This is a genomic window from Rhodococcus sp. WY5 (assembly GCF_018588185.1).
Lineage (GTDB): Bacteria > Actinomycetota > Actinomycetes > Mycobacteriales > Mycobacteriaceae > Rhodococcus_F > Rhodococcus_F qingshengii.
In genome coordinates this window covers 262,852-287,289 of record NZ_JAAMPR010000002.1, presented here as the reverse complement: position 1 = coordinate 287,289, position 24,438 = coordinate 262,852, and the positions used below count along the sequence as shown (strand labels likewise).

General features: G+C 61.3%; 22 protein-coding genes. 18 read left to right on the top strand and 4 right to left on the bottom strand.

Annotated elements, in window-relative coordinates:
- Positions 1-12: 12 nt before the first annotated feature.
- Entirely contained in the window at positions 13-2,115 is a 2,103-nt protein-coding gene (locus G4D79_RS30405; RefSeq protein WP_214514787.1) for an FtsK/SpoIIIE domain-containing protein, read from the bottom strand.
- Between the two features lie 1,271 nt (positions 2,116-3,386).
- Between G4D79_RS30405 and G4D79_RS30400 the strand changes: the two genes are divergently transcribed.
- The 10 genes from G4D79_RS30400 to G4D79_RS30355 all read left to right on the top strand — a co-directional run bounded on the left by G4D79_RS30400 (position 3,387) and on the right by G4D79_RS30355 (position 15,108).
- Complete coding sequence (locus G4D79_RS30400; RefSeq protein WP_214514786.1) at positions 3,387-3,713, top strand: hypothetical protein; 327 nt, start codon at positions 3,387-3,389, stop codon at positions 3,711-3,713.
- Positions 3,714-3,753: 40 nt separating this feature from the next.
- Positions 3,754-4,152, top strand: coding sequence for a hypothetical protein (locus G4D79_RS30395; protein ID WP_214514785.1), 399 nt, complete (start codon positions 3,754-3,756; stop codon positions 4,150-4,152).
- Positions 4,149-7,196: an ATP-binding protein gene (locus G4D79_RS30390; protein ID WP_214514784.1), complete on the top strand. Its 3,048-nt coding sequence runs from the start codon at positions 4,149-4,151 to the stop codon at positions 7,194-7,196. The genes G4D79_RS30395 and G4D79_RS30390 overlap by 4 nt, the downstream gene beginning before the upstream one ends.
- On the top strand, positions 7,193-9,304 hold the full coding sequence (locus G4D79_RS30385; protein WP_250888061.1) for a hypothetical protein: 2,112 nt from the start codon (positions 7,193-7,195) through the stop codon (positions 9,302-9,304). The genes G4D79_RS30390 and G4D79_RS30385 overlap by 4 nt, the downstream gene beginning before the upstream one ends.
- A complete protein-coding gene (locus tag G4D79_RS30380; RefSeq protein WP_214514783.1) occupies positions 9,304-10,137 on the top strand; it encodes a hypothetical protein in 834 nt (277 codons plus the stop codon). Before G4D79_RS30385 ends, G4D79_RS30380 begins: the two co-directional genes overlap by 1 nt.
- Positions 10,134-11,705 (top strand): peptidoglycan DD-metalloendopeptidase family protein, encoded by a 1,572-nt coding sequence (locus G4D79_RS30375; RefSeq protein WP_214514782.1) that lies wholly within the window; start codon positions 10,134-10,136, stop codon positions 11,703-11,705. The genes G4D79_RS30380 and G4D79_RS30375 overlap by 4 nt, the downstream gene beginning before the upstream one ends.
- A complete protein-coding gene (locus tag G4D79_RS34780; protein WP_308252622.1) occupies positions 11,702-12,289 on the top strand; it encodes a hypothetical protein in 588 nt (195 codons plus the stop codon). The genes G4D79_RS30375 and G4D79_RS34780 overlap by 4 nt, the downstream gene beginning before the upstream one ends.
- Positions 12,290-12,579: 290 nt before the next feature.
- Positions 12,580-13,026, top strand: coding sequence for a hypothetical protein (locus tag G4D79_RS30365; protein ID WP_250888060.1), 447 nt, complete (start codon positions 12,580-12,582; stop codon positions 13,024-13,026).
- A gap of 113 nt (positions 13,027-13,139) precedes the next feature.
- The gene (locus G4D79_RS30360) at positions 13,140-13,961 is read left to right on the top strand and encodes an SDR family oxidoreductase (protein ID WP_214514780.1); all 822 of its coding nucleotides are present in this window, start codon (positions 13,140-13,142) and stop codon (positions 13,959-13,961) included.
- Between the two features lie 136 nt (positions 13,962-14,097).
- On the top strand, positions 14,098-15,108 hold the full coding sequence (locus G4D79_RS30355) for a GAF domain-containing protein (RefSeq protein WP_070797584.1): 1,011 nt from the start codon (positions 14,098-14,100) through the stop codon (positions 15,106-15,108).
- A 414-nt stretch (positions 15,109-15,522) separates the two neighbouring features.
- On the opposite strand, the gene G4D79_RS30350 is transcribed toward G4D79_RS30355, so the two are convergent.
- Entirely contained in the window at positions 15,523-15,954 is a 432-nt protein-coding gene (locus tag G4D79_RS30350; RefSeq protein ID WP_058228566.1) for a helix-turn-helix domain-containing protein, read from the bottom strand.
- A 259-nt stretch (positions 15,955-16,213) separates the two neighbouring features.
- Between G4D79_RS30350 and G4D79_RS30345 the strand changes: the two genes are divergently transcribed.
- The 8 genes from G4D79_RS30345 to G4D79_RS30310 all read left to right on the top strand — a co-directional run bounded on the left by G4D79_RS30345 (position 16,214) and on the right by G4D79_RS30310 (position 23,322).
- Positions 16,214-16,909, top strand: coding sequence for a hypothetical protein (locus G4D79_RS30345; RefSeq protein ID WP_214514779.1), 696 nt, complete (start codon positions 16,214-16,216; stop codon positions 16,907-16,909).
- 301 nt (positions 16,910-17,210) lie between these two features.
- Positions 17,211-17,666, top strand: a complete 456-nt coding sequence (locus G4D79_RS30340; protein ID WP_250888059.1) for a hypothetical protein — start codon at positions 17,211-17,213, stop codon at positions 17,664-17,666.
- Positions 17,663-18,223: a hypothetical protein gene (locus G4D79_RS30335; protein ID WP_214514777.1), complete on the top strand. Its 561-nt coding sequence runs from the start codon at positions 17,663-17,665 to the stop codon at positions 18,221-18,223. Before G4D79_RS30340 ends, G4D79_RS30335 begins: the two co-directional genes overlap by 4 nt.
- Positions 18,220-18,549: a hypothetical protein gene (locus G4D79_RS30330; protein ID WP_214514776.1), complete on the top strand. Its 330-nt coding sequence runs from the start codon at positions 18,220-18,222 to the stop codon at positions 18,547-18,549. Before G4D79_RS30335 ends, G4D79_RS30330 begins: the two co-directional genes overlap by 4 nt.
- Positions 18,550-18,962: 413 nt before the next feature.
- Entirely contained in the window at positions 18,963-19,547 is a 585-nt protein-coding gene (locus tag G4D79_RS30325) for a hypothetical protein (RefSeq protein WP_214514775.1), read from the top strand.
- Positions 19,548-19,601: 54 nt separating this feature from the next.
- A complete protein-coding gene (locus G4D79_RS30320) occupies positions 19,602-20,024 on the top strand; it encodes a hypothetical protein (protein ID WP_214514657.1) in 423 nt (140 codons plus the stop codon).
- Positions 20,025-20,044: 20 nt separating this feature from the next.
- The gene (locus G4D79_RS30315) at positions 20,045-21,022 is read left to right on the top strand and encodes a DDE-type integrase/transposase/recombinase (RefSeq protein WP_021344381.1); all 978 of its coding nucleotides are present in this window, start codon (positions 20,045-20,047) and stop codon (positions 21,020-21,022) included.
- Positions 21,023-22,095: 1,073 nt separating this feature from the next.
- Entirely contained in the window at positions 22,096-23,322 is a 1,227-nt protein-coding gene (locus tag G4D79_RS30310; RefSeq protein WP_214514774.1) for an exodeoxyribonuclease VII large subunit, read from the top strand.
- Positions 23,323-23,370: 48 nt separating this feature from the next.
- Here G4D79_RS30310 and G4D79_RS30305 read toward each other — a convergent pair whose 3' ends face one another.
- Together G4D79_RS30305 and G4D79_RS30300 are read right to left on the bottom strand one after the other, a co-directional pair.
- Positions 23,371-23,727 (bottom strand): hypothetical protein, encoded by a 357-nt coding sequence (locus G4D79_RS30305; protein ID WP_076949115.1) that lies wholly within the window; start codon positions 23,725-23,727, stop codon positions 23,371-23,373.
- Between the two features lie 49 nt (positions 23,728-23,776).
- On the bottom strand, positions 23,777-24,355 hold the full coding sequence (locus G4D79_RS30300) for a hypothetical protein (protein WP_143541280.1): 579 nt from the start codon (positions 24,353-24,355) through the stop codon (positions 23,777-23,779).
- Positions 24,356-24,438 lie beyond the last annotated feature (83 nt).

Here is a 24,438-nt window from a genome sequence, read left to right as displayed (position 1 = left end):
CGAGTCGCGGGGTCAGGGCGCGGGTGCGGTGGTGTCAGGTTCGGGGAGCAGTACGACTTCGTGGGGTCCGTAGGTGATGTGGTTCTTGACCCGTCCGGCGGCGTGGAAGGTCAGGGTGGTTTCGGTGACGGCGCCGCTGTCTTTGTCTCGGATGACAGTGACCGCGGCGACGGTGGCGGGGTGTTCGTTGCCGTGTCCGTCGTCGACGAGGACGGTCATTCCTTGCGTGACCGCGGCGGCGGGTATCGCGTCGGCGAAGTCATCCCCGGCGTCGGCGGCAGGCGTGTCGTCGTGGTGGCCGAGGATGGTGGGCTCGGGAGCTCGGCCGTAGGCGCGGGCAGCGACGGCGACGGAGCGTTCGGATTCGATGAAGTGGCGCAGTTCGGTCGAGTAGAACGCGATGTGCGGTTCCTGCTGGGGCCGTAGCCCTTCGATGATCTTCTTCTCCGAGGTCGAGAGTTGGTTCCATTTGTTGGGGTGCGGGTCGACGTTCGGTGTCCACCACATCTGCGCATCGACGGGCACGCCGTCGTTGCCGAGGGCGACTCCGCGGCCGGGGACGGAGGTGTCGATCTCGCGGCCGATCTGCGAGTCGCCCCACAGCATCATCGCGCCGTCCTGCGAGAGGTTGCCGAGGGAGATGCGGGTGCCGAAGTTGTCGCGCGCGTTGCCCGAGGCTCCGCCGAAGAGGGACGCGTCGGGTCGTTGCACACCGAGCAGGAGCCGGATACCGGCCGAGCGTGCGAGGACGGCGAGATCGGCCCACGCACCGAGTGGGTCGAGTTCTTTGAGGAGTTCGCGGGTTTCGTCGTCACCGGTTTTGGCGAGGCGCTGCCATTTGCCGGAGAGGATGAAGAACTCGTCGAGGACAGCGATCAGGAGCGGAAGTTGGGACGGCTCGATCTTCTTCACGTGAACGTAGTGGTTGCGGGCCATCATTTCGCTGTGCAGGGCACGCACGAGCATCGCGGACCGGACGGCGTCGTAGACGATAGCGGCGCACCCGGGGTAGCCCTCGAGTCCGTCGAGTTCGATCATTTTCGGGTCGACGCCCAGGAACGGGATTCCTCGTCGCGATGCTTCGGTGAGCAGGGTGCGGATCACCGATGTCTTGCCGCCGCCGGTGGGGCCGACGATCAGGCAGTGAGGTTTGTTCGACTTGGTGGAGATGTCCCAGAACATGTTCACCTCCGATGCTGCCGTCGCGTAGGGCAGGTGGCGCAGGTTCTCGTCGACCAATTCGAGAGGGTGATCGACGCGGGTGGGTAGTGGGGCGCGCAGGCTCATCAGGAGATACCCCTCGGCGGGAAACCAGTCGGTGGCCCAGGTGCGGCCGGATTCGTGCTCGCCGGCGAGGGCGGCGAGGGCTTCGTCGACCTTCTTCTGGAATCCGCGTGCTCCGCTGGAGAGGGTGGGTGTGAAGGTGATCTTGAAGGCGGTTTCGACGTCGCCGTCGAGCGCGGCGACGCTCACGGCAGGCTCTTTCAGCGGTCCGTCTTTGAGGGAGTTCGCCAGTGCCTTGTGCCGCGGTGATCGGAGGTCGGGTTGAGTCAGCGTGCGGGTGATGCGGATTCGGTCGCGGTGGGCGTCGTGGACGACGGTGTAGGTCCATTTGCTGGTGTGCCTGCTCGCGGAAGCTCGTACTGCGGTGGTGAATTCGTCTAGCTCTTTCGGACGGATGATGGCGCCGCGTGCCAGTGCGATGGTGGCGTTGCGCAGGGTGGTGATGCCGGGTGGGTATCCGATGGTGATTTTGACCGGGGTGTGGCGGGTGCTTTGCCGGAGTTGGGCGTCGAGTCCGGCGCGGTGGCGGTGGGTGAGGAACCATGCGATATCGCAGGCGAGCAGGGCGAGCGTGAGAGCGGCGAGTGGCCACCGGTATTGGTGGACTGCGGAGACTGCGCTGTCGACCTGGGGGTTCGCGAATTGTTCGGCGAGTTCGAGGAGTCGCGGCGCGAGAAACGCGAGTGTTGTTGCGATGACAGCGAAAGGCGCCCACGCCCTGTACGGGCGGATGGCGGACTCTCCCGCCTGGCCTGTTCGCGCGTGGGGTTTGTCGGAGCCGAAGAGGTCGACGAGAAAGTCTTTGAGCGGGTCCTGCTGGCTTCTGCTCACCGTCTACTCCTCTCACTCGAATCCAGTCCACGACGGTCGTCGCGGGGGTGTGTGGGGGTGCACTGTCACAGACCGCGGGAGCGATCTCAACCCGCCTGTGGATAACTTGTTTCGCGGGCGCGTGGCTGGAGCGTGCGTCACATGCACCGAAGTGCGATACCGGGGCGCGATAAACACCCTCCACCTCTACCCGCTGCTGATTCTGGTTGTGGTGCTGCGCATTACCGATCGAACACCCCGCGAAGGCATCGTTGCTACACCGTTGGGGGACTTGTTCAACCACCTATTCGACGGGCCCGATGACGATGTACATCTCGGGTGGTTTGTGTCTTCCTGCGCCACTGTTCGTCGACCCCTTTCAGGCTCTCGAACCCTCGCTTCGTGAGGTACACAACCCAATGCGCGAACGCCCGAGCACGGTGTGGACGACACTGCGGCAGGCGCCGTGCCAGAATGATCCGGCGATACTCCGTACAGAACCCTGACCAGCAGTTGATTGAAATATGTTGGCATGAAGCAATTTTGAGAAGTACACTCCCCCTAGGCCCGAAGGGCCGGGGGGAGTGACCCCGGAGGGGAAGCGTGAATCGGGCCCCTGAATTCCACCTCCGATCGCGACCTCTGCAGGCACCCTAAATGCGGGACTGTTCGAGCACGGGGTGCGCAGCCTGCCACACGTGCGTGCTGAACACGCTATGCGTGCAGAGCATGCACACCACGCAGGTGGTGGCGGGGAACCGTTCTTCAAACTTCTGATCATGGCCACGGCGCGGGTGCCTCGAGCAAGCTCGAGCAGGGGCGACTCGCACAGCTGGCGGACACATTCCGAAAATGGTTCTGTGCCAGGTTCTTCAGGCGGACGAAACCCACGAAGCGCAGCGAGGGAGACACGTGCGGATCTCCATGGTCTGCGACGGGTCCGTCGACGATGCCCATTCGCAGCTCTCTGCCGCTCCACTGAAGGAACCCTCCCGTCGAGGTCTGGGAAGTCTCCCGCGGACACCCGCAGCGAAGACCGTTCCGTGGCCGCGCTCCCCCTGCATTCGAGGTCGTTCCCGCGATCGCCGAGAGATCCCCGACGGGGTGAATCGCGACACCTGAACACACACCCCCACGCGACGACACGCGCCAGCGCTGATCGACAAACCCGCCAACCGCGGAGCCGAAAAAGTTATCCACAGGTCGCATTGAAATTCCGGCCACCACTCTTCTACGTTTCCGCGCAACCACATTCGTGGGGTCTGGTTACACCACCGTGTTGGAGAGTGCTCATGTTTTCTCTTGCTTCCACCGTGATCGACGTGTCGATCCCGCCGACGCATCCACCGCACGCCGCATACGCGGTGACCCTCGCTCAGTCGACGGACGTCAATACCGGTGGTCTGCGCGCGTGGATCAAGGACAACATCGTCTTCACCATCCTCATCGCCCTCGCGTGTGTGGTTCTCGTCGGTGGACTCAAGGGCAATTTGTCGCGGGTCTTCACCGTCGGTGGACTCGGGTTGTTCGGGCTTGCCTACCTCGGCATTGCGACATCCGAATCGGCGGCCACGGGGATCGGCAATTGGCTTCTCGGGCTCGTCGGTATCTCGACCTAACGCTGATGCCTGCGCAGAGACCATTCGAAGGGGATGCTCGGTGATCGACAACGACGACCTGATGTACCGCGTGGACCGGCACTACCTCGGGCCGACCGGTTATCCACTGCCCGTGCGGATCCGCTACACGGCCGGCATCGTCGGCGTGGTTGCTTTCGTTGTGGTGTTCGTGATCGGTCGCGGAATTCTGCACGTCCCGCTCGGGTTCAAATCGCTGATGGTGATGGCCGTGATCACGGTGTGGCTTACGACTCGGATCGCGACGTTCGTCACCCCGGACCGCCCACTGCGGTCGGTTCTCAAGGCCGCCCTCAACGACCTCGTTGCGCCGCGCCCACCGAAGCGCGGTGCACCCGTGTTCATCTCGCTGCCTGAGCGGTTGACTACAGGAGAACGTGCCGTCGTACCTGTTCGCCTCGACGGTGAGGATCACCGATGACCTTTCCCGAGAACGACATTGCGGCTCTGTTCGATCCGAAGCTCGACGACCCGGTTCCGGTCATTCCTCCCGGTGCCCTCCCGCCGTCGTGGGCAGCAGTGCAGTCACATGCTCCGCAACCGGTGCGTGCGTGGTCCGAAGCCGAACCCGCACACGCTCCGGATGGTTCTGAACACGACCACGGCGAGGACGACACCGGCGGCCACGCCTCCCTTGCAACCGATCCTGACCACGTCGCAGACAAAGCGCTCGGCCGTCAGCGTCGCCGCACAGGCAAGAAACGGGCAAAGTCGGCAACAGATCGCGACAAGGCCGCAGCGAAGAAACGTGCAGACCGCGAACGAAAAGCTGTACGCCTGAAACTGACCGGCACATCAGCGAACATCACCCGCACCGCGACCACGTCCACCGCATGGTTCGTCCAACGCCAGGGGCCGTGGAATTTCCGCACCACCGGAAAGCAGCGCCGCTTCATCCAGGACGAAGCGATCATCCTGACCAATCTGCAGAAGGCCGGCGTCAACAAGGTGCATCGCCGCCTCGTGCGCACCCCGTTCCCCGTCGCACAGTGGGCGGTCGATCACGACACCTGGGCCACCCCGATTCCCGATGTTCCCGGCGCATTGTCATGGGCGGACTACCTGCGCGGGCAGCAGCATGCGATGTTGTGGTCCAACGCGACGATCAAAGGCCGCTACTGGGGTATCGAACTGCCGCAACGCTCCTCACTCGGCCAGGGGTTGGACTGGACCGCCCGGATGCTGCGCCACCTCGCTCACTGGCCACTGCTGGGCAGAGTGTGCACGGGGGTGAACCGCTGGGCCGACGACGCCTTCGACCGGGAGCAGAAGGCCCTTGCCGATCACCTCGCCGCACTCGAACGCATCATGTCCGGCCGCGGTGTGAAAGCAACCCCGGCCACACCGGCCGCGATCGACTACTTGCTGCGCCGATCAGCGACCATCGGTCTCCCTCTGGAAGCTGGCGGTGCGATCGCCGGCGCCGGAGACTGGGAAGAAGCCGACGTCGCCGCCCTGGAAGATCTCACCGACCTCTCCCTCACCCCAGGCGACGGGTACACCACCGTCTCCGGCGTCGTCGACGGCCGCAAGTACACCGGCGTGGTGATCGTGCTGACGATCGGCCGCATGGCTCCCCTACCGATTCCGGAACGGATGTTGCCGTGGCAGATCATCGGGGACCCGTCCGGTGAACCTCTCGAATGGTCCGATCGCATCGAGCTGCACGACAAAGCGAAAACGATCCGCACCATGCGCTCGCTGACCGGCAAGATCGAATCGCAGTTCGACCACTACACCGTCGAACACGATCAGGTCCCGCCGAAAGAGTTGGCGGAGCAGCACGCCCGCGCACAGGACGTGATCTCCGACGTCGAAGAAGACCATTCCGGACTCTCGACTCGAACCACCGGGTGGTACCGCCTTGCGGTGGTCGGCACCGACCCCGACGATGCGCGGCAGAAAGTCTCCGATCTGCAGGAGATGTACTCACCGCACATCGCGCTCGAACAAGAGCACGGCCAATACCAGTTGCTGCGCGAGTTCATACCGGGTGAGCCGCAAGCCAACATCGCCAACAAACGGCACATGGATGTCGAAGCAGTCGCCGCCGGGATGGCGACCGTCAGTGACCGGGTCGGTGACCGCCGCGGCGTCGTACTGGGCGAGACCGGATCCATCTCGCCGCGCCCGGTGATCTGGGACCTGTTCGCCGCACACGAGATCAAGCACAAGTCCGGGCTGACGCCGATCGTCGCCGTACCCGGTTCAGGAAAGACGTTCCTGGCCGGCATGATCGTCTACCAAGCCGTCAGAGCCGGCGCGTACGGCGTTGTCCTCGACCCCTCCGGTCCGCTCGCTGCGTTGGCCGGTCTACCGGAGTTTCGCGACATCGCCCGCGTCTACGCCCTCACCGGTCGCGATTCACGCGCTGGCGCCTTGAACCCGTACCGGGTGATCACCGATCCGCGTCGCGACGATCCCGAGTACGACGCCCGCAACGTCGAGTTCGCCCGGGATGCAGATCCGTTCGCGGCGGCGCAGTCGAAGTTCGATGCGGATATGCGTGCAGCCGCTGCCGAGCGTGTCGAGGTCGCCGTCTCGGTGCTCAAGATGATGCTCACCGAACGGCATCTGCATCTCGAGCACACCGAACCCGTGCTGCACATGGCCGCGAACATGGTCGGCGGCGACAGCAACCACAACCTCCGAGAAGTGTTGGCCGCGATCCAATCCATCGGAGTGAGCGATCCGGACCAAGCCGTCAAAACCTGCGCGAACGGGTTGTACCAGCAGCTCAGTTTGATGTCGGAACTGACCGAAGCGCGTGTGCTATTCCCGGAGGAAGGCACGATCGGCAGTGGAGCGGATGCATTCGACGCCGACATCCGACTGACGATCCTGACGATGCCGGGCCTGCAGCTACCGCCCGGAGGCACGCCGTCCTCGCAGTGGACACCGCAGCAACGGATGACGGCGCCGTTAATGCACATGGCCGCGTGGCTGGCGAACAGACTCGTCTACGAAAAGCCTCGCCACGTGCGCAAGGTACTCTTCCTCGACGAAAACAAATACCTCGAATCCACCGGCGCCGGCCGCACACTCAACCTCCGAATCGCCCGCGACTCACGCAAATTCAAGGTCCGTGCCCTGGTCTGCTCGCAACTTCCGGATGATTTCCTCGGATTGGACGGCAGCGACGACAAGACCGCCCTGACCTACGAGGTGTTCGTCGGTGACGTCGGCGGTGATCCGCACGCAATCGAAGGCGCCCTGAAACTGCTCAAACTACCCACCGGACAAGGGTTCGAGCAGTTCCTCGCTGAACTGGGCAGCGGCGGCGAGGACACACTCGACGAGGACACCGACACCTCCTACCAGGACGAAGCACGGCGCTGGATGATCCGGATGGCCGACGACGTGGAATTGGTGCGTTCGAGCTGGATTCACTACGTGCATCTCGCGCATGTGTTCGCGGCGCTGAATTCCTCGACGGCGAAGAATGCCCTCGGCGGCGCCGCATGAACGCCATAAGGCGGCTCAATCCGCCCTCGGCAGAGCTGGATGAGGCAATCCCTCACCGATCGCGCGTTCGGGCGCTGACCGTCAATCTGGCGCGGGTTCTCGCCGTTCTGGCGTTGGTGCTGGTGCCCCTCCTCGCCCTGGGTGGGCCGATCGCATCTGCCGGCGGATTCGACTGCAAAGACGTCCCCTCCCCCGAGTTCCCGAATTCGGTGATGGCTGCCGAGTTCGATTCCTCGAGCAAAGACCGCGAACCGAAACAGGGCGGCACCGGCTACGAAACCTACGGGTGGGCCGGGTTGCGCTGGTACACCTACGACCTCGGCTGCGGCAACGACCTGGTCCGCGCACCGGACGCAGTCGCGGACACCACCCTGGGCAACACGTTCCTCGCGATCGGCAAGGGATTCGCTGCTGCAGCGTTCTGGCTCGACGACCAGACGAAGACCGGAGCAGCGGCCGAAGAAGCCGGGATTGCCCCGGCGATGGTGCAGTTCGATCAGATCGTCGCCTCGATCTCCAACGGGATGCTCGGTGTCTACGGAACGTGGCTGGGTGTGGCTTTGATGGTGGTCGCGACGATCATCATCTGGAACGCCCTCAAATCAAACGCCGCGGCCGTGACCCGCACCGTCGCGATCGCCGGCGCTGCAATGGCCATCGGAGCACTGTTCGTCGGCGCACCGCAAAAGGCCATCCAGGTCGCCGACGACACCTTCGGATCGGTCATCACCGACACACAAGGTCAGATGCTGTCCGTGTCCGGAAACACCGGAGACCCCCGCAATGTGCTGATCGACAAGATCTTCCTCGACGACTGGCGCAAGGGATGGTTCGGCGCGAATTTCAACGACCAGGAACTGCAACTTGGACCGAAGCTCCGCGACACCCTGGCATTTTCGTACGCGGAGCAGCAGAACGTGGCCGGCGACAACGAGGCTGCAAGTGAGCTTGCGAGCAAAAAGGGAGAGGATTTCGAGAATAATCTGGTTGAGAAGCTGAAAGATTTGAACCTTTCCTACAATCAGTTCCAGGGCAAGGACTCCGGACGCACCGGCACAGGGTTCATGGCGATGATCAAACTCGCCATGCCCTCCATCCTTTGGATCGGTGCATCCATCCTCAAACTCACTGCGCTACTGGCTATTCGACTCGCAATTCTCTTCGCACCGATCTGGGTTCCGATCGCCGCCGCACACGGCGGCACCCTTTCGCGCGTGTGCCGCATGATCGCCACCGCCTACATGTGGGGCGTGGCCGGCGCAGTCATCATCGCGCTGTATCTGATGGCACTGGTCAAGCTGTACGACACCGACAACGGTCTCGTCGACGGCACGTGGCGGCTGTGGTTCATGGTCATCTTAACGGCGGTGTGCTGGTTCATCATGCGGCCGTTCAAGCGGATGACTCAGACCTTCACCCAGAACCAAGCGGGCGCACTCAATCGCAAGGCTCGTCACGCTCAGACGTCGATGAAGCAAAAGTTCTTCAAGGCCGGCAGCGCCGTCGTGGGCGGTCCCGCGGCGTCGATGGTCGAGGAAGGTGTCGGCACGCTTCGGAAGGCGACCAAACGCGGTGGTGACCTCGACAAGGATTCGGTGACACCAGTGCGTCCGGAAGGACGCGAGTTGAATCAGCGACGTCGCCACGAGGTCGACAAATCGCGTGTCGATGCACGCAAGACGATGGATCGCCAACAGCGTCTGACGGATTCACGGAAGGACACCCAGGACGTCCGACGCGGAAGCCTCGCCGATACCGCCAAGAATTCCGCGGGCACCAAGCGGCCCATGTCGGATCGACCACAAACCGCCGGTCCCGCTGCCAAACCTAGCCGCACCGTCGCTCGACAGCTGATCGGAATCGAGGCCGGTTCACCGCGCAGCACTTCGTTGGTGAGTGAGACATGGGACGGGGGTCCGCGGTCGAGTATCGCGCCGATGAAGGTGTTCACTCCGTCCTCGCGGGATGCCCCCACCGGAACTCCGATGCCTCGATCGGGTGCGACGCGCTCGAGCTCGTCGACTCCTCCGCGGTCGACGGCACGACTGTGGACGCCGTCGTTGACCTCAGCAGGTACTTCGTCCGATTCGACCGACAGGTTCAGCTGATGCCCTCCAGCACAGCCAATCCCGTCCTAGCACCGATCCGGCGGTGGGTTCTCTATTCGCGCACCAACCTGACGATCACGATCGTCTCTGCGTTCGGTGTGCTGTTCGTGGCGGGAGCGGTGTTCGGCCAGTCCCCCGCTCCGTCGAATACCGCCTCGAAGATCCCGGCCGCCGCCGCGACGACTGCGACGAACGCAGAATCTGCGGCGCCGGGTCTGAACTACGAGTTGACCGAGGTGACCGAATCCTCGATTGCCGGCAAGTCGATCGCGTCGGTGGCCGAGAGTGCACCGGCGACAGCGATGGCCTACGCGCATGTCTACGTCGATCAGTCGCTCTCGACCAGCGAATGGAAGACCAAGCTGAGCTTGCACACCGCCGAAGCGCCCGGCGTGACTGTGGTCAATGCTCGTCCGATCGTGCCGGTCGCGATCACCGGTCCGACGCGCAGTGAGATCGTGGCCGGCACCGGCGGTGAGAGCGCCGTTCAGGTCATTGTCCCGACGCAGGCGGGGAATCTGCGGGTCACCCTGAAAGCCTCGGACACTGCCAAGGGTTCGACATGGCAGGTCCAGATGCCGCTGCCCACCCTGGACCGCAGCGAGATCGACAAGCTCGGCGCACCTTCCCTCGCGAACCCACCGACCTCGGAAGCTGCCACAACCACCACGACTCCTACATCGCCCACCTCACCGAGCATTACCTTGACCACGACGCCGACATCGACCGCCTCGGTCGCAGTTCCCTCGGTAGACCTCGGACCGGCGCCTGTTCCTGTTCCTGGCCCAATCCCGATTCCCGACCTCGACACACCGCTCCCGGGAACGCTGTGAGTCGCCGCAGTGGAGCGGTGGCCCTGATCGTCACCGCGGCCACCGCCGCGATCCTGGGGCTGTCCGGATGCACCCCTCAGCCGGTGTTCCCCCACAACCGTTGCGGCGGAACCTCGTCGAGCGAGCGAGACGACAAGGGATCCTCTACCGGGAACACCGAACTGAAAGCATCGGGACCGATCACCCAGCCAACTAAGGAGGGAACGACGACGTTCACTTCCCCGTTCGGGCCTCGCTGGGGAACCGAACACAAAGGCGTCGACTTCGCCGGCCCCGTCGGGACACCAATCTACGCGGCGCTCGATGGCGTCGCGGTCAAGGCCGGCCTCGCATCCGGGTTCGGCAACTGGATCGTGCTCGACTCGCTCGTCGACGGCAAACCCGTGAGCACCGTCTACGGCCACATGTTCGACGACGGTGTCCTCGTCACGGAAGGCCAGCAGATCAAGGCCGGCGACCACATCGCGAACATCGGAAACAACGGCCAATCCACTGGCGCACACCTGCATTTCGAATACTGGGACGGGGGACGGCTGCAGGGTGGAACCGCTGTCGATCCGATGACCAAGCTCGTCGGAGCCCCCTCGCCCGCTGGCGAGGCGAGTAGTGATTCTCCTGCCATCGAGCTGGCCGCGTCATCATCGTCGATCGATTGCGCTGGCTTCGGCGTGGAAGGTGGCGGCGATCTCAAAGCCGGATCCGTCCCTCCCGAGATGGAACCGTGGTTCCGCAAAGCCGGATCGCTCTGCCCCCAAATCAAGCCCTCACTGTTGGCAGCAGACGCGAAAGCAGAATCCGGGTTGGTTCGCGGACTGACCTCCGAGAGCGGCGCTAAGGGAATCACACAGTTCATGGACCCGACGTTCGCCTCGTACGGTCAGGACGACGACCGCAACGGCAGGATTTCCATTCACGACGATGGGGACGCGATCATGGCTCAAGGCCGATACTTCTGCACCATCGCGGCCCAGCTCGACGGATGGATCGCCGACGGATCGGTCAAGGGCGATCCGAAATCGCTCTACATCGCTTCTTACAACGCGGGCGAAGGCGCAGTGAAGAATGCGGGCGGAATGCCCAGCGGCGGCGACTACACCACCCAGACACAGCCCTACGTCGCGAAAGTCCTTGCATACGAAGCAGAATTCGCGGCACCCGGCGGTAGCGGCGAACTCGTCGTCTCGCCCGGGTCGGCGTCCGGATCGCAAGTCGTCGAAGCTGCCCGCCAATTCCTCGGCACCCCGTACGTGTGGGGCGGCGGCAACATCAACGGCACCACCGGCGGTGGATTCGACTGCTCCGGACTGACCAGTTACGCCATCTACACGGGAACTGGAAACAAGATCACGCTGCCCAGGACATCCGAACAGCAGTGGAAGGTCGGAGTCGAGATCCCGATCGACCAAGCACAAGCCGGGGATCTGGTGTTCGGTTCGTGGGCCGGAACAGGTCCCGGGCACGTCGGCATCGCGATCGGCGAAGGCCAAATGATCCATGCTCCTACTACCGGGGACGTCGTCAAACAAGCTCCACTGCAGAGCGATATGAAAGCCAGGAGGGTACTGTGAGCAACGCACGCAAGCTGGTTCTGCTTGCCGTCGCTGTCCTCCTTGTCGGTGGACTGGTGTACTTCCTCTCCGGTCGGGGCAACGAGACGGAAACCGAGACAGCCGAGCAGATCGCCCCAGCACCGGCGCCTCTAACCATTTCGACTTCGCCGGCTCCGACAACAATCGATGTCGCCGTAGATCCGGATACGGAGGCGGCCGAAAAAATTGCTCGCCAAGCACTTTCCGTGGCATTCACCTGGTACCCGGCAACGGACCGTAGCCCCACCGATGGATACGCACGCGCCCGGGAATGGTTCACCGACACCCTGGCACAGACCCTGCTCGTCGACACGCACACCGAACGAGGACCAGGAGCACAGTGGAACCAATGGGCCTCCGGCAACGCCAAAGTGGTCGCCGATGTGACTGTGGGTTGCTCCGGCTGCCCACCAGATACCGATGCACTCGTCCGGCGAGTCGCCACCATCCGCCAGACCGTAATTACCGAAGATGAGACCAATCTTGTTGTACCGGAAACGACCGTGTGGGTCACGCTCTCCAAGGAGGTTGATCAGTGGCGCATCGACACCATTCAGTACTGAATAACCCATCCACCGACACAAAGAAGTGGAGGATCGTCCGTCGAAATCCAGTCGATAGACGACTCAAAGAATATAGTCGAATATCACTTGTACACAATACTTTTCATGTCATGCGCTACGCCCATCACGTTAGATCTGTATCGACGAGGAGACTCATGAAAAGACGTATTACTGTAGTCGCGGCGCTCCTTACGTTACTGCCACTCCTGCCTGCATGCTCGACACCAGCGACACAGAGGGTCGCCACCCCCAACCAACCCTCCAGCACAGACGGCGACCGAATCGGGGTCGTGACGCCGGCCGAATCCTCCCTCTGGCCAGGAAACTTAGCGATCGGCGTGGGAGACATCCAAAGCAATCAATTCATCACGACACCGGCTCCCGACCAGGTCCAAGCTAGGTGCATCGGAGCAGGAGACAATCTCACAATCGGCATCACCGCACCTAACGGCTGGAACGCCCTACTTACGCATGGATCCCAAACCATCGCCATCGAGAACAGGGAACTCGACTACCCCTTGCAGGAATTCACCACTCCGCAAAGCGCACTCGACAGCGAGAGCGAATCGAACAACAAGTTCGGAACGACCGACCTCTTCCCGCCTGGCGTGACGTGGGATCTCCCGCAGCTCGGCGACGTCGAGATTCAGTTAAGCCAGAAGACACCGCCCCACTGGCAAATCCGAGCAAGGGAGAGAGTCACCATCGACATGCACGTACGATGCGAAGGGACGTAGCCGCACGCTTAAACCAGGAACGATACCGCCGAGGGCCCTATAACCGGCAATAGCCGATTCTCATTGATACGCCAGCATCTGTGTCCAGTTTCGTTGCCGGATAGTGTGTGTAGGTGAGCTATTTTGATGGTCGGGTTGTCGCAGTGACAGGTGCAGGTGCGGGGGTGGGCCGCCAGCTGGCCATTCAGTTGGCAAGACAAGGCGCGACACTTTCGCTGATCGACCGCGACCAACATGCACTCAATCAAACGATCAGCCTGATAGGCACGCAATCAGGTGTAAGCTGCACGTCGGTTGTGGACGTTTCCGACCGTGACGCTATGCATGCCTGCGCCGCTGAGACATTCGATGCTTTTGGGAGCATTGACGCAGTATTCAACAACGCTGGCGTCCTCTACACCGGGGACGTGCTCGATGCTGAGTTCGATGACTTCGCACGTGTAATGCGGACAAACTTCTGGGGTGTAGTCAACGGATCAAAAGTGTTCTTGCCCTATATATTTCGATCGAATGAGGGAAACATCGTCAATGTTTCCTCTGCATTCGGTTTGATGTCGGCGCCCGGATACTCGGCATACAACGCAGCCAAATTTGCCGTCCGAGGTTTCACCGAATCGCTGCGGCAGGAGATGTTGATTCTGCATCCGCAAGTCAAGGTGTCTTGCGTCTTCCCTGGTGGAATCAAGACCTCGATTGCACGGACTGCCCGTATGGCTGCGCCGATAGACAGACAAGCAGTCATTGAGTCCTTCGAACACAGCATCGCGAGAACCGAACCGGACAAGGCCGCACAGATTATCTTACGTGGCGCAAAACAAGGACGCCCCCGGATACTTGTCGGCTCAGACGCTCGAATCATCGACGTACTGACCAGAATCTCCGGATCTGGATACCAACGCCTGATACCGGCCACGAATAGGGCAAATCGCTCCTAGCCTGCCCCAACGAAGTCCGTATGAGGACATTGCGCCCACCAGCCTGGGACCTTTTTCCGTTATCGACGGTTACATGTACAGAAGAATTTGCGTAGTGTTCGTCTGTTCACAATCCGCGGGGAGAGGAACGTCCACTGTGACAACAAAATGGTTGATGATCGAAACATTCGGCGACGCTGCACCATCCATTGTTGGGTTGGGTAGCGCACCACGGCGATTCATGCCAATCGAGAGAGTATTGAAAAGTAGAGACTCACTCGAACTTGTGAAGCGGATCATCGAGGAAGTCAGTGCTTCACCTGGACAAATTGATCGGAGATCAGCAGACGGGCAACGTCGCCTCATCGTTGAACCCCTGATCACGTTCAGCGGTCGCTTGCATGGAATACATCTGTGGTTCGGAAGATCGAACGAAACAGTACCCGAACATGATCCGGCTGGCGCATGGCTATTCAATCTTACGGCAGGCAAAGCAAGCGGGAGCGTCGCCCTACTGGATTTGTACGGTGTCCCTGAGGACGAACGCCACACAGAGAAGGCGATGGCGGGCGCGTTCACACGATTGCGGACAAATCATGACGAGAGCGACGCACTGTCAAAGATCGTCCAGTCGCAACCCGGAACGGTTCACCAAGCCGTCTGGACGGTGGAGAGGGATGATGGAGAACTGCGAGCAGCTCACTTCTCCTGCCGAATGCTCAAAGAGAACGATCCGGAAACAGGTCAACCCCAAGTGATCTTGCGCGGGATTACTCAAGATATCGGACCAGCAGTAGAAGTAACCTCCGCACCTCCTCCGGTGGTTCTCGAATACAGAGTGCTAGAGGCGGCAACCAATGACGGAGAGTATCGAGCCATCGTCAATCTCAAGACCCTGCAGTTGATTCGATGGGTCGGCGACGCCATGCCGGGACTTGCATGGGAATCGGTTGACGATCAGGTCGAACCCAGCATTCATCCGGACGACTTCCACATTGCACTTGCGATGTCGGAAGGTCTCGCACGGGGCAAGACCCGCGGAGTCATTCGTTTCCGCCAATTGAGCGGAGCCTGGAAAACCTATGCGGTGGAGGCAACTCTGATGATGCTCGACCAGCATACGACGGCAGGCCTGGTCATGATTCGCGAGGCAAGTTCTCCGGAATAGGAGAGGCCCATGCATCTGGCATAGCGCCTTCATCCTCACTGGTCTGAAGATCATCTACGATTTCACCTCTGCCGCAATTGATTCGAAGACTTGGACCAGTCCCGGCCATCAGCGCGTGATGCCGATGAAAATCGACTTCGGCGGCGTCGCGCGCAATGATCACCGAATGTTCAAGCGTTTTGGGACCTAGTACCCAAGATGCTTGCGGCCTATTGCGGTAGAACACTAGGCATTAGTAACGTGCAACTGCGCGCCCTTCAGGGGCTCCGGCAGCGAGTGGTTACAGGTGACTCCGCCAGGTAGCGCGGACGGTACTAGTTACCGCTCGATCCCGCACCTGAGACTCAACCGGAGGCCCGTTTGTGCCGCACACACGTCGACTACCTCAGTTGCCATGTCGATGCCCTTGCTTACCTATGCAGGTACCCCAGCAGGCCGAGTCCTGGCACGCTCGTAGCTTGCATGCAATTCAATTGCACTGATTCCCAAGGCATCCGCCAACTTTTGAGCACTCGCAGGCGTCAAGAGCACTTCGCCTCGCTCTATTCGCGCGATCATCGAGGTGCTGATGCCCGTGAGCTTTCCAAGCTGAGGTTGCGTAAGCCCGAGGAGGATGCGCCAATCTCCGGGGAACCGTTCATCCTCCGGAACTATTACCAGTTCACTCATAGGGACATCAAGCGTGCGGGCAACCAAGGCCAACGTATCAACCTGAGGACTCCGGTTGCCGGACTCCCATTGCTGCACAGTCGCGCCGCCCACCCCAGCGCGACGAGCAAGATCTGCTCGACTGAGGCCTTTGCTCTCACGCGCACGACTAAGTCGCGCGGGTTCGAACCCGCGCATAACACGGCGACTCATGTGGGCATTCCGTTCGTCATTGCTAGACACCATGCCGCACCTCCTCTAGGGTCTAAACGTGCATGACTTTAATCGATGCAATTGTTGTAATAGGTACACGGCAGCAAGTCCGCATCTCACAGCCAAAGGGGTGATCTGACACATCGAAGAAGTTCCCCCGGTCGCTACCAACGACCAGGGGAACGATGTCCAAACGGGTTGGCGCCCGTCCAGAGTGTTCTTCAGTTGCAGAAAGGATTCTGCGATGTCTATCTTAGTGGACCCATCAGGTCCGGATGACGTGTTCCGCAATCGGTATGCAGCTCTCTCCACACTTGCCCTTCGTCGGCTTGTTGCGCGGCATTCGTCGATCGGCGGGCGTTGCGATGGTTGCGGTTTCAGTGTTTCGGAGCTTGTTCCGTTGTGCCCGGAGGCTGCGGCCGCGTTGCGTGAGTTGACGCACCGTGAGGGCAGGGGAACATCTGCGGTCGAGTTGCCGCAGTTCAGTACTGACGATCTTCTTCGGGTTGCTGCTTCGCATCATCCTGATCGGGTTGGTCGGTGCGCGCGGTGCGGGTTCGTTTTCTCTTCGGAGTGCGATGTGTGCCCGACTGTGCGAGCTGTTCGTGTGGAGTTGGAGGTTCGGGGCGTGGTGCCCATTCGCGGTGCCGAGCCCGGCAAAGGGTTGTGCGCGGGAAAGTCACCGTCGTGGGAGATGGATGGCCGCACGGTGGCGGAGTGGCGCCGCGCAATCTCCTCGTGCGAGGCGTGCCCGTTGTTGGCGCAGTGCCGCATCGATGCGGCCGCGTCGGTGGAGCGCGGTGATGGTCCACAGCGAATGATTATGGCGGGCAACGCGTATGACAGTCACGGAAATATCGTCGACGGTGAACGCTTGGGCCTGTACGAGTCGTTGACGACAGCAACGCGCCGGCGCAGGGATGCGGGGGTGGCCGCGTGAGGGCCGCGGTGCCGCCGCCGACTGTGTTGGCGTGCGCGGTCGATCCTCAATCGTGGGATTTGGATGAGGGTTCGTATCGCGCGGGTGTGGATGCGCAGGCTGAGTGTTTCCGGTGCCCTCGTTTGGCGGATTGCCGGAAGGAGTTGTCGTCGATGGTGGCGGCGGATACTCCGCCTCGGTCGATGATTTGGGCGGGTGTGCCGTTCAGTCATCGTGGCCGGCCAATTACCTCGGATGCGGTGTTGCGTTCGTACTACCGGCGGGTCGACGGTCATCGTGGCACTTCTCGTGGGAGCGCTGCGTGACCCCGATAATGGGGTCGTTCGATCCGGTCTTCACACAGCCACTCGACACAGTGGCATCGGAAGAGTCTGCGGCACTGATCTTGACGTCGTTCGAATCAGCGTGGTCCGTGTACGGAATCCTCGCCGACACCCACGGCCATCTGCCGGTACGGGACCGCTACGACCGGTTGTGGATCCTCGTCGAAGTCGCCGGCCGCCTCCGCAGTCGACGCACCTTCATTCACGATCATCCGGACACCGGTGACTCACCTGATGTGTACGGGTTGATCGACGTGGACTCCCGCGCAGTTCTTCATGCCCGCGATCTGATCGACGCCCACGGCCCGTTGAGGGCCGACCCCTCCCATGCCGCGGTCCTCGCACCTATCCGTACCGGTGCGACGGATTCCGCGCAACTTCCCACCTGCACATCAGTCTCGTTCGACGTCACCCGATTGGACTGCCCCACATGACAACACACCGCTTGCTCGACGAACTGAACAGCCCCCACCGCCCCCTCCCGGACATCATCTACGGGATGAGTACCGGGGCCCTCCCCTCCCCTGCCTCGACCGGCCTTCCCGCCGAACGATGGCAATGGCTCGCGGACCTCCTCACCCACCCGCTCTGGGGACTGACCGCGATCGTCGACGGACTCGACCACGTCTGCGCCCCCGTCGCCCGACTGTGCCAACTCACCGCCCACCCCATCCACCCCCTCAACGTGCGAGAACTGTGGGCTGCAGAACAACTCCCCACCACCGAACTCATCGCAGCGCATTCCCCGCACGAGGACGGTCACTGGGAAGTCCTCAACACTGCCCTGGAGCTGATCACCGACGGACTCGACCACTGCAACGGACTCGAACACTCCGGCGTCGAAGCAGTCACCTCAGCATTCACCGCCGTCATCACCGCACAGGACGCTGTCACCGCCCGCACGACTATCACTGCGGCCGTCGAACACTGGATTCATCCCATACGCACCACCGCATCATCTGTTTCCACACAGTTGGGGGCAGCATCATGACAACAACCCCGCATCGATCGCCGCTGATCGAATCCATGATCAGCACCGCCTCCACAGCGCTCCTGAAAGAAGTAGGCATCACCTTCCCCACCGACGCCGAGATGGCCGAGGTACGACAACTCGCCGAAACGATCGTCCGGGACACCGTCGACGCCCTCGCCGGACCTCGCGAGTTGTCGGTCGGGTTACGTGACAACCTCATCGACGTGGCAGATCTCGTTGCCTCCGATCCGGAAACAGCGTCGGTCGATCAGATTCACGAAGTCGCGGTTGCGCTGCGCGGGCTTCTGGATCTGCACATCCCCGTGCGATCGAATCATTCGTGATCGCGCTCGTTCTCGCTGTCGCGTTGGGGTGCGCCGGTGTTGTGGGGGCAGTGTTTTCGCTTCGCCCCACACGTTCCTGACATTCGAAACGCGACAGATCCGCACATCAGAGGTCGGCGTCCGACACAGACCGCCAACGGCAACTGACCTCGATAAACACCCGGCCTGACCCGAACACCGCCAAAAAAGGGAGCCCCGCCACCACACAGCGTGACATCCGAAAGACCTTGACACACAACTCCATAGACGCAGTCCAGAAACGACGAAACCCCCTTACGGGGGTTCGCCACACACTGAGCCAAAGCCAAATCAACAGCAAAGCCATGCCCGGCTCGCTGTCACTGATGAAGCCGAAGTAACCGCTCCGCCTTCTGCACTGCACTACTTCTTCACGCAACTGAAGGGATTTACCTGTGACAGGTACATCTCAGGGTAACGCACACCCTGAACCAGCTTCAACACTTCCACACAACACAATCCTCGACCGCTCACCATCAACGCGCCACACCCCCATCTCCGACGACGAATGGGCCCACGCCGTACAACAAGCCACCGAAAACGTCACCCGCATCGAAACACTCAACCGAACAAGCAACCAACGCGGAAACTCCTGGTCCCTCCCCATCCCCGACGGCACCTACAGCCGTACCCCCACCTGGACCAGCCGCACACACTGGCAACACCAAGTCCGCACCCTCCTCAACTCCCCCACCGGCACGAAACTCTGCACAAACCACACCATCAGCACCGAAGTCGTCTTCGCCGTCGCCGTCATCCACGCCTCCCTCGCTGAGAGCGCAACCGGACGCTCAGTGACCGCCTCACGCGAGACCATCGCCCACCGTGCAGGAGTGAGCGCCTCCACCGTCAAACGCGCCCGCCGAGTCCTCACAGCCCTCGGAGTCGCAGTAGAACTCGTCCGCGGTCGCTACCTCAGCCGCCTCGAAGCCATGGCCGCAGAATCACACCACGGCCCCCTCTCTGTCACGATCAGATGAGACACTTGCAGTGAACGAAGTGCTATCACCGAGGGCATGACTGGAGCGCCACCCATGAGCAGTCCGAACCCCATATCGACGCCCGAAAACTCGGTGGACCCGGCCCCGAAACCAACCCGCCGCACCTTCACCGCCGAATACCGCAACAAAATCCTCGACGAATACAACCAAGCACCGTACGGCGAGAAATCTGCAGTTCTCCGCCGTGAGGGTCTCTACCAGTCGCAACTGCGCGAATGGAGCGGGACACGGGGCAGCAAACGACCTGCCAAAGTTAAGAGTGAAAACATCAAGGGACGCAACAACACTGACGCTGCAGATCGAAAAGAGATCGACCGCCTCACCCGAGCGAATGCCCGCCTTGCCAAGCAATTGACGCAGACGGAGGCCGCGCTAGAGATTATGGGAAAACTTCATACGCTCTTGGAGTCCATCTCCGAGAGCACGGACACGCCGCCGCTGCCGAAGACGCCCTGACCAGTGCGTTCGACGAATTGATGGCGGCGTCGATCCCCACCCGCACCGCCTGCGCGCTGATCCGGCGCTCCCGCGCCACGCACTACCGACATCAGCAGCCCCCGATTCTCGGCCCCAGAAAGCCTCGCACAATCCCGGACAATGGTCAGGCGCTCACCGCCGCCGAACGGGCTCACGTGCTTACGGTCATCAACTCCGACAAGTATTCTGACCTGGCGATTTGTCAGATCTACGCCCGTGAACTCGACGACGGGAACTACTGGTGCTCGACCTCGTCGATGTATCGCATCGCTTCCGAAGCAGGACAAAATCGTGAGCGACGCCGGCTCGCAACGCATCCGGCGAAGGTCAAACCGGAACTGCTCGCCGACGGGCCGTCACAGGTGTGGACCTGGGATATCACCAAGCTCCGCGGACCGACGAAGGGCGTCTGGTTTCACCTGTACGTGTTGATCGATATCTACTCCCGATACAACCCGTCCTGGATCGTCTCGAAGCACGAAAGTGCCCAATTGGCAGAACAATTCATCGCTGAGGCAATTGAACGCAACGGCACCACTCCGCACACCGTCCACGCTGATCGAGGCGTGTCGATGACGTCGGGCTTGGTGTCGGAACTGCTCACCAACCTCGGCATCGTCCGGTCGCATTCACGGCCTCGGATCTCGAACGATAATCCATTTTCGGAGGCCCAGTTCAAGACCTTAAAGTACCTACATGACTTCCCGAAATCGTTTGCATCCCTTACTGATGCGCGAGAGTTCCTGGAAGGATTCTTCAACGAATACAATCACATTCATCATCACTCTGGAATTGGCTGGCATACGCCGGCGTCGGTGCATTTCGGCACGGCGAGTGCCATCGACGAGGCCCGTCAGATCACGTTGACTGCTGCATTCCATGCGAATCCCGCACGGTTCTCGAATCGCCCGGCGCCACCGAAGATCCCGAAGGTCATCTACATCAACGAACCTGCGCTTGAATTCCAAAACACCTGATCGTCAGTGTCTCAGTTGACTTGATTTATACCGGCCGCCGCCAATTCCGCGCTGCCTCCACCTGGGCACTCACCACACCCCGCCCGGTAGCAACGACCGTCACCCCTCCCTTCACAAAACCCAGAAAACCTTCCCGAGCCACACTGCGCACCAACGCATACCGGTCCAAAACCACCACACGGAACCATCCACAATCCGGTCACCGTGACCCCCTATCCCCCTCCGGGGGATTTGCACTTAAAGCTCTTGCTTTCAAGATCTCACCAACGCGCGCACAAACGCACGCGGGCAAGACAACACACCAACCAACAACCACACCCCGACCCCTCCACCTCCAACGCGCAGCAGCCGAACTCATCGCCCACGCACCAACACTGAAACCAGCCGGCCACATCGGAACAATCTGCGACACCCTCCAACAAACCGGAATCGACACCACCCGATGGACCGGCCGCGACATCGCACACCAACTCACCACAGACACCCAACAACGAGGCTGGACATGGCCCAACCACATCCCACGGCCAAGCGAATTCCTACGCTGGCGAACGACCCAACTAGATTGGACCGTCAGCTCGCCGACGGAACGAAGGCTCGAACACGATCGCCTTCGACGCTCGGAACAATCCCAACGACGCGCAGAATTCCGCAAGCGCGATGCGAGCAGAGCGACGGAAACAACCCGAATCGAAATCGTTCGAACCTTCCAAGCAACTCAGACCCCTTTCCGTCGAGAACTCACGACGACCACGCGCTCGATCTCTCATCGTGGGCACACGAACTGAGCGGCAATGTTCGCGAATCGTCTCGCTACCTCGCGCTCTGCCTGCCTCCTGCACCTCGACGGCGAACCTGTCGGAGGCCTCTGACAGGCTCGTACCCAAGGTCGAATTCACAGGGGAAGTAGGCGGGGGATGGAAAACTTGGAGCAGTGGGCCGAAAAGCGAGGGCCTTTGATTGCCATCACAGAAGCAGGCGAACTCGTACGTTCACACCTCGCCTCGAGCTCGAAAATGAGGGTGGTCATCACCGGAGAGTGCCGCGAACTGAAGCCACTAATGTCCGGATGGACCATGGAACTCGCAGTCCCCGTTGACCGAGCCGTAGTCAGCATCCCCGTACAGTTCGACCGCCCAACGACAGACGCAGTACGCAAGTACCTATACCGTCACACACAGCGAAACTTTCTCCAGCACTTCACCGTAGGAGCCGGAGTAACCATCGCCGGCGACCTCACCTACCATCCCGCCACTCACAGGCTGGTCTTGCAGGCACGGCAAGCGCAACCCGAGAAAACAATTCAAGGCCCAGTGAGTGCCGCCGAGAAGCTGCACCTCACCGCCCTGCAGCAGCTGACCCATCGCGGCGACATTCCCAAGGGTTCATGGCCCGAGAAGCTTGAACGTGTCACAGTCCTGTCTCCCGACAAGTCCAAAGCAGTCACCGACATTCAAGCAGTCATCGAAAACAAGGGCAAAGGAACCATCCAATTCCCAAAGTTCACGCATGTACCCGTCTCGATGAACCGCCACACTGTTGCAGAAAAACTCGTCAAGGCCCTCACAGCTATAGACCAAGGAAGCGCCGACCTCATCCTAATCACTCGCGGCGGAGGCCACTGGACCGATCTCTGGTCATTCAACGATCCGGAACTCGCTCGCGCCATACACCAATGCCCAGTACCGGTCATGGTTGCGATCGGACACGCCGCCGATCACACAAGCAACGCGGAACGTCTTGCAGTAGATCGCTTCCCGACTCCAACAGCTTTCGGACACGAACTCGTCCGCAAGCTGTACGCCAGGAACGGCCCGCGCAAGCCACGCGCCGCAACAGTGCCTGCGCCCACCTCACAAACCGCAACCGCACAAACACAACTCGACGCGCAGCGTGAACGCTGTCGAGAACTCGAACAGATGAACGCGGTGAACTCCTCGCACGCGAAGGAATGGCGCAGTGCCTTCCTCAACGAACTACACGCGAGCGGGACCGCGCGAGTGAAAAATCACTGGGCAACCGTCGCACTCGTCACAGCGCTGACCGGCGTTACAGCCGCCATGATCGCCACCGGCATCTCCGAAAACCTAACTGCCACCACCGTCATCCTCATCGCAACAGCCGTCATCGCCGCCTTGTGTTGGCGGCACCGACGACAGGCAGACGCCCCGCCGCGGTCCGCTCGAACATGCACAGTCCCCGTTGAGTCCATCGAATGGATCAGCGCAGCAAGGAAAGCCCGCACTCCACGACGCCACAGAGCTGTTTGGGCGCAGGTCCCTGCCAGCCTCACGAACCCGTGAAATCACCCACTTCGACAACTCGTTCGAGCAACGCCACACATGGATGGTTCAGGCCGTGGCCTTGTCCTTGCCGAGCTGCGAGACCCGCGAGGGGGTGATACCCAGCATGACGCCGATTTCGCGGACGGACAGACCGCGCTGCCGCAGGTCGTGGACGACTACACGTGACTGGCGCGAGGCTTCGTCGACCACTCGCTGAGCGGCTGCGTTGAGCTCCCGGCTGTCAACTTTTACACAGTCATCGCGTTTGCCGGCCAGCAAGAGATTCCCGCCGACGAGGCGAAGGCCATCGAGGAAGCTCCGCCGCAGCGAGGCGGAGCAGCAAACGAACCCGAGGCAATCACCGTCATGCGTGACGCGATCGCCGATCCGGTTGACCCGCTCACCGTGGAATAGATTTCGCATCCCCTGATTTCGGGGGTGTGTGCCTGTTATCAGGCGCACATCCCCGACCTCACAATATGCCCGGAAGATGGTAGATCTGTTCGTCTCGCACCGCGAAATCCATCACTGCCTCGTACGCCTCCGGAAGGGGTAGCCGACACGTTCCATCGACGGGAAAAGCAACCCTGACAGCGCTTCCTGCGGCGTCAACCAACCACACCACAGGTGTGGGAATGCTCGAGGCTGTGGGGCACTCACCGACCCACGGCGATTTGAGTGACTCTCGATTAAGCTGCGCCACAACGTGCGTCATTTCCCCCGTTCCGGTTGTCTGCGAAAGCACTGCCTCGCTCGAATCGTCTGTGTATTCGAGGAATTGGCACACCACCACCGATGTCGGCTCAAAGTTGTCAGGAACCGTGCCCGCAGGAGGTAAAGGATCCGACAACGACTCCGGGGGCTGCACCGGCACAGGGATCGCCGCCGCCAGCACTTCCGGCGCCAAACATGTGGCGCGATCGACCACCACCCCCAATGGCAATGCCACGGGTTCGCGTCGCTCGTCGAGGATTCGGAAGGTGATCACTCCGCCCACTGCGAGAACAACGACCGAAACCATCGTTATGAGCCCCACACGAGATCGCCGCATACCTAACACTATGCCGACCAACTACTGGACACTGGACACGTTCAAACCCGATCTACAAGATGTCGACTTTCACCGGCCTCGCT